This window comes from Roseibium album (assembly GCF_001404515.1).
Classification (GTDB): Bacteria; Pseudomonadota; Alphaproteobacteria; order Rhizobiales; family Stappiaceae; genus Roseibium; species Roseibium album.
Map to the genome: position 1 here is coordinate 762975 of NZ_CXWE01000001.1, position 13840 is coordinate 776814.

Below are 13840 nucleotides of genomic sequence, written 5' to 3' on the forward strand. Positions count from 1 at the left end.
TAGTCAGACTTGCTCACAGCGCCCCGAGTTTCGGAATTTTGTGGTTACCTGTCGCGAAGGCGATGTTCTTCTGTTCCATGTAGAATTCAAAGGACCAGTCGCCGCCGTCGCGTCCTATACCGCTTGCCTTGACCCCGCCGAAGGGGGTGGGCAGGTGGCGGACGTTTTCCGAGTTCACCCAGATCATTCCCGCTTCCAGGCTATCCGTGAAGCGCAGTGCGCGGGTCAGGTCGTTGGTCCAGACATAGCCGGTGAGGCCATAGGGAACATCGTTGGCAATCCGGAGGGCGTCGTCCTCGGTGTTGAAGCGGATGCAGGTCAGCACCGGCCCGAAGATTTCCTCCTGGGCAATGGCCATGGTGTTGGTTGCGCCGGTGAAGAGGGTCGGGCGGACGAAGTAACCGGTGTCGCCGACACGTAGACCGCCTGCGGCAATGGTCGCGCCGTTCTGCCGGGCAATGTCGAAATAGCCGGTCACCTTGTCGAAATGGGTTCTGTGGATCAGCGGGCCGACTTCGGTCAGTGGATCGAGCGGATGGCCGACCCTGATGGCGTTGACCCGTTCGATCAGCCCGGCTTCGAATTCGTCTGCAATTGTCTCCTGAACCAGAAGACGCGAGGAGGAGGTGCATCGTTCGCCGTTGAGCGAATAGATCATGAAGATCGCCGCATCGAGCGCCCGGTCGAGATCCGCATCGTCGAACACGATGACCGGGTTCTTGCCGCCAAGCTCAAAATGCACGCGCTTCAGCGTATCGGCGCCCTGTTTCATGATCATGGAGCCGGTCCGGCTCTCGCCGACAAAGGCAATCGCCTTGATGTCGGGATGCTCGGTCAGCGCCTTGCCGGCATCCTCGCCAAAGCCATTGACGAGATTCCAGACACCCTTCGGCAGACCGGCCTCTTCGGCGATCTCCATCAGGATACGCGCGGTCAGCGGCGAGAACTCCGCCGGCTTGTGTACCACTGTGCAGCCTGCCGCCAGCGCCGGAGCGATTTTCCAGGTCGACAGCATGAACGGCGTGTTCCACGGCGTGATCACGCCGACCGGGCCGATGGGCATGCGGGAGGTCACGTTCATCAGGGTCGGCGAGGGCAGGGACTGGCCGTCCCGGGCCGCAGGAGCCCTGTCGGCAAAGAAGCGGAAATTCTCCGCGCCGCGCAGCGCCGCCTTTGACATGAAGCGCAGGGCCTGGCCGGTGTCCCAGCATTCGCACAGTGCGATTTCCTCCGCGCGCTCCACGATGGCGTCGGCAATCCTGTGCAGGATCTTCTTGCGCTCGGCCCCGGCCATGTCCCGCCAGGCGGGAAAGGCCGCCTTCGCGGCCCTGGCAGCTGCATCGATATCGGCGGCACCGCCTTTGGCGACACTGCAAATCAGGCTCTCGTCCACCGGAGAGCGGGTTTCGAACGCCTCGCCGGACTGGGCCGGCAGCGCCTCGCCACCGATCTGGTTCAAGACGCCGGTGTTTTTGAACCGGGCAAGGTAGCCGTCAAGCTTTTGAATGTTGTCCTGAAGGTCAGACATGGTTCAAGCAGTCCCCAAATGGTCGCGTATGGTGCCCGTCTTGGGCGAAAGGTCCGGATCGATGTCGCGCATTTCCAGGGAAAGCGCGAGCGAACTGGTGGCCAGGACCGGTTCCAGGAACGCCTTGGCGGCGTTGAACAGGCGGCTGGCGGCGTCCTTCTTGACGTCCATCGGTCGTCCGGCACGCAGGCGCACGGAAATATCGATGAAGGCGTGTTCCGGATTGCCGTCGGCAATGCTGTAATGCTCCGCCTTCAGGGCACGCACGCGGATACCCGGCATCGGGAAGGCGTCGATCCGGGCGGCTTCCACGCGCAGGTGCTCACACAGATCCTGAACAGTGATGCGCTGTTCGAGGTTCGCGGAATATTCGATGGTAATGTGCGGCATGACATTTTCCTTAACAGCACAATATTTGCTATGTTAAATATATTGAGATGACGATGTCAAACTTTTTGTGTCCAACCGCACCACAATTCGCTATGAGCCGACAATGACCGACGATCTGAATGCCACTGGCGCCCTTGCGCTGCCTTCAACGAAACGCTCCGTTCCGATCGCCCTGATCCGGGCGCGGGAAAAGGTCATGGGCCCGATACGCGAGATGCTGTCGGATTGCGGCATCACCGAGCAGCAGTGGCGGATCCTCAGGGTTCTGGAAGAGTTCGGACCGCAGGACGCGTCATCGCTGGCCGAGCGGGCCTGCCTGCTCTTGCCGAGCCAGACACGGATCGTGCAGACGCTCCTGGAAAAGGGCCTTGTGACCCGTCAGGCAGACGAGACGGACCGGCGCAAGCAGACGGTCGCCATCACCGAGGCCGGTCAGGCGATCATCCACGACAAGCTGGACCAGGCACAGGCCATCGCCACCCGCATCGAGGAGGTCATCGGCAAGGACCGGCTGGCAGAGCTGCTGGATATTCTGGAGGATTTCCAGAAGCTCTGAAAACCTGCCGACTCGAAAAACGTTGACCACTTATCGAGCGTCACATTTTTGCGCTGGTCAGCCTGCCGCCGCCAGGCCTGCATCAAGGGCGTTCAGGATGGTGTCCACATGTCCCTCGGTCAGCACCAGTGGTGGCGACAGGATGATGTTGTTGCCGGAGACCCGTACCATCGTGCCGTTGTCGTAGGCTGTCCGGTGCACCTTGCCGATGGTTGCCTTGTCGATCGGCGCTTTTGTTGCGCGGTCGGCAACAAGTTCCAGTGCGCACATCAGGCCGTGGCCGCCGCGAACGTCTCCGATCAGTTCATGTTTCATGAAAAGCTTGCGAAGGCCTTCGTGCAGTTGCTTGCCCCTTGCCGCGGCATTGTCCTTCACGTTCAGCCGTTCGGTTTCGTGAAGACAGGCGATAGCTGCCGCTGCGCCGACCGGGTGGCCCGAATAGGTATAGCCGGAACCGATCGATCCCTTGCCGGTTTCATCCTTCTCGAACACTTCTGCAACGCCTTCCGCGACCATGACGGCCCCGAACGGAAAATAGCCGTTGGTGATCGCCTTGGCACAACACAAAAGATCAGGTTGAACACCCCAGTGCCGGGCACCTGTCCAACTGCCCGTGCGGCCGAAGGCGGTTATGACTTCGTCGGAAACAAGCAGAATGCCGTGTTTGGAGCAGATCTCCCGGACACCCGGCATGAAGCTTTCATGTGGCGGAATGACACCCCCGGCGCCCAGTACGGGCTCCATGATGAAAGCGGCAATGGTGCTCGGATCCTGGAACCTGATTTCGTCTTCCAGGGCCGACAGGCAGAGCTGAGCCAGTTTCTGCGGATCCGTTTCGTTGAATGGATTGCGGTAGGTGTAAGGCGCGGGAATATGGTAACAGCCCGGCATGAGCGGTTCATAGGCTGTTCTGAAATTGGCATTGCCGTTTACAGACGCGCCCAAGGTATGGGTTCCGTGGTAGCCCTTCTTCAGGCTGAGAAACTTGATCCGGCCAGATTCGCCACGAATCTTGTGATACTGACGGGCAAGGCGGAGGGCAACCTCGACACTGTCGGAACCGCCCGAGGTGAAGAAGGCGCGGCTCAGACCGTCCGGTTCAAAGAAATCCCGGAGCATCGTGCTCAGCTCAATCACCGCATCGTTGGTCGTGCCGCGAAAGATCGAGTAGTAGGGCAGCTTGTCGAGCTGATCCGAAATGGCCCGCTTCACCGGTTCGCAGGAATATCCGAGATTGACGTTCCAGAGACCGCCAACGGCGTCGACAACCCTGTTGCCGTCGACGTCGGTGATCTCGACCCCGTCACCACCGACGATGATGTCGGGTGGATTTGCCAGGCTGTCAGCTGTATGCGCCATGGGATGCCACACGTGCCGGGCATTGTTTTCCTTAAGGAAGTTTGCTTCCTTCATTTCGGATCTCCTTTAACTGGATGACAGGCCGAGCAGGCCAAAGGCTTCCGAATAGGAAGCTGCCGGGTCGAGAACGTCGAAGTGTACAGAGTGCATGCCGACTGCTTCCGCGCCCCTGATGTTGCGGAGCTGGTCATCGACGAAAACACAGGCCTCCGCAGGCAGGTCGAGTTCGCTCAGGCAGAGTTCGTAAGCCCTTGGGTCGGGTTTCAGGATTTTTGTGTAGGTGGCGTCGACAATGGTGTCGAAGCCTTGCAGGAACGGCAGTTTCATTTTGAAGTCCGACCCGTAAAAGAGATCGAGTTCATTGGAGAGGATTGCGAGTTTCTTGCCGGCCTTGCGTGTGGTCTCGATAGCCTGCAGCGCCTCCGGGCGTATGACGGCCTCCGGATCCGCACCACGCGCCGCTTTCACGAAATCGGCCATCTCCGACCACGGCCTGCCGGTCAGGGCAGCGACATCCTCGGTTCTCCGGCGCCAGTAGTCACGTTCGGAAATTTCGTCTGCCTGCATGGATCGCCAAAGGGGATCCGAACCGGGCTCGAACGGCCCCTGCCACGTCAAGGTTCCCGGTTCCAGGCCAAGTGCGCGTTCGGTGAGATCATGGGTCTCGAAGAGGGTGCGGGTGACGACCCCGCCGAAGTCCAGGACAAGAGCGTCGGCTTCAAGCGGCATTGGTCCAGATCCTTCTGAGATCAACCGGGACCGTGCCGCCGAGCTTTTCGGTGACTTCATTGGCGGTTCGGGGAAGGGCGGCCTTTATTCTGCGCCTCATGTCATCGGTCACCCGGACGGTTGGAAGGGCCACCGCGATTGTTCCGATAGCTTCCGGCTGGTCGCCGAACAGGGGGGCCGCAAATGAGGAAACGTGTGCTTCGAATCCCTGGTCGACGAAGGCGATCCCCGCCTCGCGCACCTTTTCGACCGTCGATCTCAGGAGATTGTGATCGGTTATGGTGTGTTCGGTGGCAGCTGGCAGGGGCGTTTTGAGCAGGTCGGGCAGCAGGTTTTCCGGACCGAAGGCCAGCATTGCCAGACCCGATGCCGTTGCATGCAGGGGAAGCAGTTCCGCCTCATCGAAATAGACCCGCGTACCGTGGATCAGGGCGTCATGATGAAATAACGGTGACATGTGATTGCCTTCACGAAGCGAGACATGCACCAGTTCGCCAAGTTCGGATGCCAGGGCTTCCACCAGAGGGGCAACGATCGTTCTTGCCGGAAACAGGCGTTCGCGGACGGCAGCGAGCCGAAGGATCGCGGGCCCGAGCCGATAACCGCGGGTTACGGGATTTTGCTCAAGGAAGCCGTTTGAAGTGAGTTCGATCAGGTGCCGGTGAACCGTCGCCTTGTCCTGACCTGACAGTTTACGGAATTCCGTCAGACCGATTTCCGGATGGTTCGGAGAAAAGTGGTTCAGCAGATTGAGCGCCTTAGTGATCGTACCCATCGAATATCCGGTCCGTGTCAATTGCCGTTTTGTGTCTCCCGGCAACGTGGCCGCGAGCGTCGCTTCACATTGATCTTGACAGATAGTTGCATTTGAAACAATATTTATTTGCGACCGAGGGTTCATTATTTGAACCATCTTCGAGAATGACATTGTGCAATCCGCCGTTTGATTGGAGGTTGACAGTTAGTTATTTAATATGACAACCTTTAACAATGCAAATAAAAAATTACTCAGACCGGCCGAACAAGGCAGGCAGATAACCACCAGATGAGGGACGTGATTATGAGGAAGCATGCAATTGCCATAACTGCGGCAAGCTTGATGAGTGTAACGGCTGCTTTGGCGGACTATCCGGAAAAGCCCGTTTCCTTCATCGTTCCCTGGCCTCCGGGCGATTTGGAAGATGTTCTGACGCGGATGATCGCGGATGAATTTCAAAACATGTATGGCGTTCCGGCTGCGGTCGTGAACAAGCCGGGCGGTGGCGGTGGTCCGTTCCCTGGTGCCGTGGAGGTCGCGACCGCGCCGGCGGACGGTTACACAATCGGGTCCTTCGTTCCCGCCGTACCGATAGCCGGTGAACTCATCGGAATTCCCGAATTGACACCCAACCCGTTTGAGCCGGTTGGCATTTTCATGACTTACCCCTTTGTGATCGCTGCCGGCGCTGATGCGCCATACTCCACCTGGGAGGAGTTGGTGGCATATGCGAAGGAAAATGACGTGGCACTTGGCCATTTCGGCTCCGTGCTGCCGCCAACCCGGATTACGTTCGCGCTGGCAGCTTCGTCCGATTTCGATTTCGCCAGCGAAGCAGCGTTTGACGAACTCAACTGCAACACGCTTGCATCTGGCGACGTGGACGTGATCAACACCACCCTGCAGCAGATTTTTCCGTGCAAGGACGATCTGAAGATCCTCGCAAGCATCGGTACCGAGCGGATTTCCATCATTCCGGACGTGCCTAGGGTGTCTGAAATCAACCCGGATCTCGATGTTGCGCTCTGGAATGGTCTCTTCGTGCACAAAGATGTTCCTGCGGATGCGCGCGAAAAGATCGAAGCTGCCGCCAAGGCCGCCCTTGAAAAGCCCGAGGCCCGGAATCTGATCGGCGAAACAGGAGTGTTGATCTACTGGCAGGATGCGGATGCATCCAACGCCCAGATCGCTTCGGACAAGGCGGTCAACGGCAAGATCTCCGAACTGCTCGGCGAATAAGCCTCTCGTTCGGCCGGACGGTCTGCGTGACGCAACCGTCCGGCCTGTGCAGTGCAAAAGGTCGGGCTGATGGCACATATCAAGACACTTCAGGAACTGTTCCGGCGGCACAGGCGTCCCGGCGATATTGTTTTTGCGATCCTTTTCCTGGCTATCTCCGTTTTCCTGCTCACGCAGATCTATGGGGAAACATCATGGGTCAAGCGAACGAAGTGGTTCGCACAGCCCCGGTTCTGGCCGGCAGCCTCGCTGATCGCGATGACGCTGTTCGCGATTTTCCACTTCGTCGGTTCCCTGTGCTCACCGCGCATTCTAGGCAGGTGGTTCGAGGTCGTTTTCTGGCTTCGGTCGCTGGAGTTCGTTCTCTATTTTCTGCTCTATGTCGCGGTCGTACCCCTGCTTGGCTATCTGCCGACGACAGTGCTGTTCACTTGTCTTCTGACGGTTCGCGTCGGTCTGGCCACCCCTCGTTTCATTGGATTTGCTGCTTTGTTCGCGGTCTGTGTCGCGGTGATCTTCAGGTCGATCCTGCAAGTGAAAATTCCCGCAGGACAGATCTATGAAGCATTTCCTGAACCACTCCGGGCTTTTGCCTTGACCTATTTGTGAGGCGGTAATGGAAACACTTCTTTCAAGCATTGCCATTCTGTCCCAGTGGCAGGTTCTGGTCGCTCTTCTGCTCGGGTCGATCGGCGGTGTGATTATTGGCGCATTGCCGGGCGTCGGCGCGGCGGTCGCCATTGCCATTCTCCTGCCGGCAACCTTCGCATTTGAACCGATCGTCGGTCTGACCCTGATGCTCGGCGTCTACGGCTCGTCCATGTATGGCGGTGCGATTCCGGCGATCCTGATCAATACGCCCGGAACGGCCGTCAATGCACTGACAACCTATGACGGTTACCCGATGACCAAGCGCGGCGAGGGCCATCGCGCGCTCTCGCTCGCCTATTCCGCATCCTTTTTTGGCGGCATCTTCTCCGTTGTCTGCCTGATCCTGCTCTCGCCTCTGCTTGCCATGATCGCCCCGCATTTTGGCAGCCGGGAGATTTTCCTTGCAGCGTTGCTCGGCATCATCCTCGTCGTGCTCGCCCATCGCGGTCAGGTCTTTGCCGCTGGTATGCTGGCCTCATTCGGCATATTTCTGAGCACGATCGGGCTGGAGCCGGTCAAATACACCAAGCGTTTCACATTCGACATGACCTGGCTGACGTCGGGCATAAACCTGATCGTCGTCGTGCTCGGGCTGTTTGCAATTTCGCAAGCGCTTCTGCTTCTGGTCGACAAGGATCACAAGCCCGGTGAGGCCCGGGTGGAAGGCAATCTCTTTTCCGGCTTGAGCGAATTGTTCCGCTTCAAGCGCGTCGCTTCGGTGTCTTCCAGCCTCGGAGTCCTGATGGGAATGATCCCGGGTGTCGGCGAATTCACGGCCCAGTTCCTGTCCTATACCTACGCACAGAAAACCTCGAAGACACCCGATGAATTCGGCAATGGGGCTCCCGAAGGTCTGATCGCGTCGGAGGCGGCGAACAATGCTGTTCCGGGCGCCGCGATGATACCGCTCCTGGCGCTCGGCATACCAGGTGAAGCACTGACGGCCATGATGTTGTCGGTCTTCTATGTTCACAATGTCATTCCCGGTCCGCAGTTGTTTCAGGGGCAGCTGGACTTCGTGATCGCGATCTACATCGCGCTGATCCTGCTCAATGTCATCGTGCTGGCTTTCCTGCTCTCGTCCACGAACCTGCTTCTGAAAATCATCCAGATCCCCACACGGTTCCTGGGAGTGATGATCCTGACCTTGTCGTTTGTCGGCGTCTATTCGCTGCGCAACTCGATCACCGACTGCGCCATCGCGTCCGCGTTCGGTGTCTTCGGCCTTATCCTGAAACGGCTCAACCTGCCGATCGTTCCCATAATTCTCGGGATGGTTCTGGGCGGTATCATGGAAGTGAAGCTGCGCAGCGCCATGGCGCGGGTGAAATCGCCACTCGATTTTGTCGACCGGCCGATTGCGGCAGTCTTGTTCGTCATGATCTTGCTCATTTTGATCCTGCACGTGCGGACGGTCATTCGTGAGCACAAGTCCAAACGCTTGCAGGAAACGTCAAGCAATTCAGATACCTCAACACAACAAGGGTAAAAACCAATGTTGGAACAGGGCGCAATAGATGCTCTTCGCGCAATCCCGGTTCCCGATCAGGGTCATCACATCGATGGCCGGCAGTCGCCCGCGGAAACCGGTGAAGTGCTTGATGTTGTTTCCCCGATTGACGGGGCCCGCCTTTGCGGTCTGGCATCCGGCAGTGCTGCTGACATGAACCGGGCAGTCCGTTCCGCGCGAGCAGCATTCGAGGATGGCCGCTGGTCGAAGACGGCTCCCGCGCATCGCAAGAAAGTCCTGCACAGGCTTGCCGACCTGATCGAGCGTGACGCCCTGGAGCTGACCGTGCTCGGTGTCCGGGACAACGGCACGGAAATCAACATGGCCTACAAGGCCGAGGCCCTGTCTGCCGCCGGGACCTTCCGGTACTACGCTGAAGTGATCGACAAGGTGTATGGCGAAATTGCACCCACGGCACAGAACATTCTCGCGCTTGTGCATCATGCGCCGGTCGGTGTTGTCGGAGCCATTGTACCCTGGAACTTTCCGTTGATGATCGGTTCCTGGAAAATCGCCCCGGCACTTGCAGCGGGAAATTCACTGGTTCTGAAGCCTGCTGAATCTGCATCGCTGTCCCTTCTCAGGATTGCCGCGCTGGCTGCCGAAGCAGGGGTTCCAGACGGTGTGTTCAATGTCGTCACCGGCCCCGGCGCCGTCGTCGGCGAAGCGCTTGCGCTGTCTATGGATGTCGATGTGCTCGTGTTTACCGGCTCAGGCGCGACAGGCCGCCGGCTCCTGAACTACTCTGCGGCGTCCAACCTCAAGCGTTGCTATCTGGAACTGGGTGGCAAATCACCGAACATCGTCTTCAATGACGCACCGGACCTGGAAGAAGCAGCCAGGGTGTCCGCCGCAGGCATATTCAGAAACTCCGGCCAGGTCTGTGTCGCCGGGTCACGATTGCTCGTCCAGCAGGACATTCACGACGACTTCGTGAGCGCCCTTTGTGCCCATGCCCGGGCATTCCGGGTCGGCGATCCACTGGATCTGAAATCACAGATCGGCGCAGTGCACAGCCTGACGCAATTGGAAGCGGATCTTGGCTTTGTCGAGACGGCTGAGGCTGAAGGTGCTGACCTGCGTACGGGGGGGCAACGGATCCTGGAAGAAACGGGCGGGTATTACATGCAGCCGACCGTCATGACCAATGTGAAGCCGACCGATACGATTGCGCAAAGGGAAGTTTTCGGCCCGGTTCTGGCGGTGACGCCCTTCAAGGACGAAGATGATGCGATCCGGATTGCCAACAGCACGGAATTCGGTCTGGCGTCCGGTGTCTGGACGGAAAATCTCGGCCGTGCGCACCGCATGATCGCCGCAATTCGCTCCGGTGTCATCCACGTCAACACCTATGGTGGTGCCGATCTGACCGTGCCGCTGGGCGGAGTAAAGCAATCCGGCAACGGCCATGACAAGTCCCTTCATGCCCTGGACAAGTATCACGACCTCAAGACCGCCTGGATCCAGCTGTGACGGAATCTCATGTCATGACCGCTCCAATGCCACCAAAGACGGCAGAACTGCTTGAACGCCGCAGGCGCCTGCTGGGGCCCAATGTGTCAACCTTCTATGATGAGCCGATTCATTTCGTGAGGGGTGAAGACGTCTGGCTCTGGGATGCGGATGGGCGCAGATATCTGGACTGCTATAACAATGTGCCGCATGTCGGACATTGCAATCCCCGCGTCGTCGAGGCTGTCTCTCGTCAGGCTTCTCGGCTGAACACGCATACCAGATACCTGCACGAAGGTATTCTTGATTACGTTGAGAGGCTTACGGGTACTTTTGATGATGCGTTGTCAACGGCGATCCTGACCTGTGCAGGGTCCGAGGCGAACGACATCGCGCTCAGGATGGCCGAGGCGATGACCGGCAAGCGCGGGATTATCGCAACAAACGCGACTTATCACGGCAATACGACACTGGTAAGCCACCTTTCCAAAAGCAACGTGCCGGAAGTTGGTTTCGGTCTCGCAGACTATATCCGTCACGTGGAAGCGCCGGACAGTTACCGGATCGACGATCCGGACGGTGAGCGCTTTGCAGCGCATGTTCAGGCATCCATCGACGAACTTGAAGACCACGGGACCGGCTTTGCAGCGCTGATCGTGTGCCCGCTCTTCCTCAATGAAGGTTTCCCTACGCAGGCTGAAGGGTGGCTCAGGCCAGCCGCCGAGGCGGTCCGCAAGGCGGGCGGCCTGCTGATCTGCGATGAGGTGCAGTCGGGTTTCGGCCGATGCGGCAGTCACTTCTGGGCGCATCAGAAGCAGGGCGTCGTCCCTGATATCGTGACCATGGGCAAGCCCATGGGCAATGGTCACCCGGTCGCGGGCCTGGTTACCACGTCCGAAATCATGGCCCGCTTTCGCCATGCTTTCCGCTATTTCAACACGTTCGGAGGCAATCCCGTTTCATGCGCTGCTGCCATGGCGGTGCTGGAGGAACTTGAAGAAAAGGACTTGCGGTCGAATGCCGCCCGCATGGGAGCGCTGGCGGCCGAACGGCTTTCAAACCTGGCGGAAAAGCACCCGGTAATTGGTACCGTGCGCCAGAGCGGCATGGTTTTCGGCGCTGAATTCGTGGTTGATCGTGGCACGAAGGAACCGGCCGGCGACTATGCAGACCGCATCGTGAATGAGATGCGACGGCGTGGAATCATCCTGAGCAAGCTCGGCCGCCACAAGAACACGCTCAAGATCAGGCCGCCTATGCCGTTTGCGGCCGAACATGTCGATCTCTTGTTTGAAACTCTGGACGATGTTCTGACATCGACGCCACTCCGCCATGCATGAAGACCTTGCAGATCTGCTGGCGCCCTGGGGGATGGAAAACGCACAGGTGTCACTGGTTGCCGCCCGTGAAAATCAAGTCTTCAAGGTGTATGATGGCGCGCGCACGACCGCTTTGCGATTGCATCGCAGGGGACTGAGATCGAGCAAAGAACTCCAATCAGAGCTCGCATGGATGGCGGAACTCAGCAGGGTCGGGATCAGTGTTCCGTCTCCCGTTACGTCCGACAACGGCAAATATCTGCGGGAAACGAACGGGCAGCAGGTGAGCATGCTGTCGTGGATGTCCGGCAGTCCGCTTGGCAGGACCGGAAAACCCCTCGAGCACCCGGACCGAAAAGGCATCTTTCGCAAACTGGGGCGATTGATGGCCCGGGTCCATGCCCTTTCAGATCGCTGGAGCCTGCCAGCAGGATTCACACGCGCCACCTGGGGCCGGAAAGCACTGGTTGGTCCCGATCCGCTCTGGGGAAGATTCTGGGAAAACCCGGACCTGGACAATGCGGAAAGGGAATTGCTGCTGCAATTTCGGACCCGAGCCGACCTGGCTTTGAAAGAACTTGAAACAGGCTTGGACACCGGCCTGATCCACGCTGATCTTGTCCGCGAAAACGTCATGGTTGAAGGCGAAACTCTTCATCTGATTGATTTTGATGATGGCGGATTTGGTTTTCGTCTGTTCGATATCGCAACAGCGCTGATCAAGAACAGGCACGAGCCGGACTATCCCGAACTTCGAGAAGCGATGCTGCGGGCGTATCGCGAGGAACGTCCGATAGACACCTCGGCGCTTGATCTGTTTTTGGCTTTGCGAGCCGTGACCTATGTCGGCTGGATCATACCCAGACTGGAAGAAGATGGTGGCCTGGTCCGCAACAAGCGCATGATTTCGGAGGCAACGACGCTTGCCGAAGCTTTTCTGTCCACTTCCCGGGTCTCACCCCTCCCGAATCTTGAGGTATCGCCATGACCAAGACAATCCTCTCCATCGGCACCTATGACACCAAGAATGCGGAACTGGAATTCATTCAGGCCCGCATTGAGGAGCAGGGTGGCAAGGTGCTGACGATGGATGTGAGCGTTCTTGGTGACCCTGCGCAACCAACTGCGATTTCAAAACACGAAGTTGCCCGCGCCGGGGGTATGACCATTGACGAGGTGATTGCGCTCGGCGACGAAAACCAGGCCTTCAGGGTCATGTCCGACGGCGCGGCCAAACTTGCGGCAGAGACCTGGCGCCAGGGACGTGTCGACGGCATGATCGCGCTTGGAGGCACCATGGGAACTGACCTGGCCCTCGACTGCGCACAGGCCCTGCCGCTTGGTGTTCCCAAATATATCGTATCTACAGTGAGCTTTTCTCCACTCATCCCGCCGGAGAGGCTCGCTCCGGACATACAGATGATCTTGTGGGCGGGCGGCCTTTACGGCCTGAACTCGATCTGCAAATCCTCGCTTGCCCAGGCTGCCGGAGCCGTTCTTGGAGCCGCAAGGGCGGCACAGCCGCCAGACAACGCAAAGCCACTGATCGGCATGACGTCACTCGGATCAAGCTGTCTGAAATACATGAAATCCCTGAAACCGGAGTTGGAAGAACGCGGCTTTGAGGTCGCGGTATTTCACTCGACAGGGATGGGTGGCATGGCATTTGAAAGCCTGGCAAAAAGCGGCGCTTTCTGTTGCGTCATGGATTTCTGCCTGCAGGAATTCGGCAACCTGTTGGCCGGGTCCCTGGTCAGTAGCGGCAGTGACCGGCTGACCAGCGCAGGCAAGAGCGGAATTCCGCAGATTGTTGCGCCCGGAGCGCTCGATCTCGTCGACTTTGCGGGCTGGCAGGAGATCCCGGAACAATATGCCGACCGGCCCTTCCATGAACATAACAGGCTTATCAAAAGTTCGGTTTTCAATTCAGACGAGCGCCGCCGCTGGGTTCACGAACTTGGCGACCGGCTCGAAGGTGCTGAGGGTGAAGTGCACTTCCTGCTTCCGACGGGCGGAATAGAAGAATGGGATCGGCCCGGACAGGAAGCACATGATCCGGAAGGGCTGTCCGCCTTTGTGGAAGAGGCTCGTATCGTGCTGCCAGGACGAATTCCGATGACCGAGATCGATGCCCACATAAACGATCCTGAATTCGATGAAGCCGTATTGACGATCTTCGACGATTGGGTGGATCGTGGCGTTGTAAGGCCGAAGTAGGGAAATGCCGAAGTAGGGAAGGGACCGCTGTGCGAGTCGCTGTTGTTCGCTTCACCTGCGAGATCCGTCAAGTCCAGCTTTGCGAAGGCCGAAGCGCCAGAAACGGTACGCGCCGGTACCTAGTTCATGCGAC

The 13840-nt window shown here is 58.5% G+C and carries 13 protein-coding genes; 8 read left to right on the plus strand and 5 right to left on the minus strand.

Annotation, left to right across the window (positions count from 1 at the left end):
* Positions 1 to 13: 13 nt before the first annotated feature.
* Together hpaE and LA5095_RS03490 are read right to left on the minus strand one after the other, a co-directional pair.
* On the minus strand, positions 14 to 1528 hold the full coding sequence (hpaE, locus tag LA5095_RS03485) for a 5-carboxymethyl-2-hydroxymuconate semialdehyde dehydrogenase (RefSeq protein ID WP_055111947.1): 1515 nt from the start codon (positions 1526 to 1528) through the stop codon (positions 14 to 16).
* 3 nt (positions 1529 to 1531) lie between these two features.
* Positions 1532 to 1918: a 5-carboxymethyl-2-hydroxymuconate Delta-isomerase gene (locus tag LA5095_RS03490; RefSeq protein WP_055111948.1), complete on the minus strand. Its 387-nt coding sequence runs from the start codon at positions 1916 to 1918 to the stop codon at positions 1532 to 1534.
* Between the two features lie 103 nt (positions 1919 to 2021).
* Here LA5095_RS03490 and hpaR point away from each other — a divergent pair, with 103 nt between their 5' ends.
* A complete protein-coding gene (gene hpaR / locus LA5095_RS03495) occupies positions 2022 to 2474 on the plus strand; it encodes a homoprotocatechuate degradation operon regulator HpaR (protein ID WP_055111950.1) in 453 nt (150 codons plus the stop codon).
* 57 nt (positions 2475 to 2531) lie between these two features.
* Here the strand turns inward: hpaR and LA5095_RS03500 are convergent, their stop codons facing one another.
* From LA5095_RS03500 to LA5095_RS03510, 3 genes are read right to left on the minus strand one after another with little or no spacing between them, the layout of a single operon-like run.
* Positions 2532 to 3887, minus strand: a complete 1356-nt coding sequence (locus tag LA5095_RS03500; protein ID WP_055111952.1) for an aminotransferase class III-fold pyridoxal phosphate-dependent enzyme — start codon at positions 3885 to 3887, stop codon at positions 2532 to 2534.
* 12 nt (positions 3888 to 3899) lie between these two features.
* On the minus strand, positions 3900 to 4562 hold the full coding sequence (locus LA5095_RS03505) for an HAD-IA family hydrolase (protein ID WP_055111955.1): 663 nt from the start codon (positions 4560 to 4562) through the stop codon (positions 3900 to 3902).
* Positions 4552 to 5337 (minus strand): IclR family transcriptional regulator, encoded by a 786-nt coding sequence (locus tag LA5095_RS03510; RefSeq protein ID WP_055111957.1) that lies wholly within the window; start codon positions 5335 to 5337, stop codon positions 4552 to 4554. Before LA5095_RS03510 ends, LA5095_RS03505 begins: the two co-directional genes overlap by 11 nt.
* Before the next feature lie 285 nt (positions 5338 to 5622).
* Here LA5095_RS03510 and LA5095_RS03515 point away from each other — a divergent pair, with 285 nt between their 5' ends.
* From LA5095_RS03515 to LA5095_RS03545, 7 genes are all read left to right on the plus strand, one after another.
* Positions 5623 to 6558: a tripartite tricarboxylate transporter substrate-binding protein gene (locus LA5095_RS03515; protein ID WP_208992532.1), complete on the plus strand. Its 936-nt coding sequence runs from the start codon at positions 5623 to 5625 to the stop codon at positions 6556 to 6558.
* Positions 6559 to 6627: 69 nt separating this feature from the next.
* Entirely contained in the window at positions 6628 to 7167 is a 540-nt protein-coding gene (locus LA5095_RS03520) for a tripartite tricarboxylate transporter TctB family protein (protein WP_055112742.1), read from the plus strand.
* A gap of 7 nt (positions 7168 to 7174) precedes the next feature.
* Positions 7175 to 8698 (plus strand): tripartite tricarboxylate transporter permease, encoded by a 1524-nt coding sequence (locus LA5095_RS03525; RefSeq protein WP_055111960.1) that lies wholly within the window; start codon positions 7175 to 7177, stop codon positions 8696 to 8698.
* Positions 8699 to 8704: 6 nt separating this feature from the next.
* Entirely contained in the window at positions 8705 to 10192 is a 1488-nt protein-coding gene (locus LA5095_RS03530) for an aldehyde dehydrogenase (RefSeq protein ID WP_055111962.1), read from the plus strand.
* Between the two features lie 14 nt (positions 10193 to 10206).
* Positions 10207 to 11511, plus strand: coding sequence for an aspartate aminotransferase family protein (locus LA5095_RS03535; RefSeq protein WP_235808842.1), 1305 nt, complete (start codon positions 10207 to 10209; stop codon positions 11509 to 11511).
* Positions 11504 to 12478, plus strand: a complete 975-nt coding sequence (locus LA5095_RS03540) for a phosphotransferase enzyme family protein (RefSeq protein WP_208992533.1) — start codon at positions 11504 to 11506, stop codon at positions 12476 to 12478. Before LA5095_RS03535 ends, LA5095_RS03540 begins: the two co-directional genes overlap by 8 nt.
* Positions 12475 to 13707: a Tm-1-like ATP-binding domain-containing protein gene (locus tag LA5095_RS03545; protein ID WP_055111966.1), complete on the plus strand. Its 1233-nt coding sequence runs from the start codon at positions 12475 to 12477 to the stop codon at positions 13705 to 13707. Before LA5095_RS03540 ends, LA5095_RS03545 begins: the two co-directional genes overlap by 4 nt.
* Positions 13708 to 13840 lie beyond the last annotated feature (133 nt).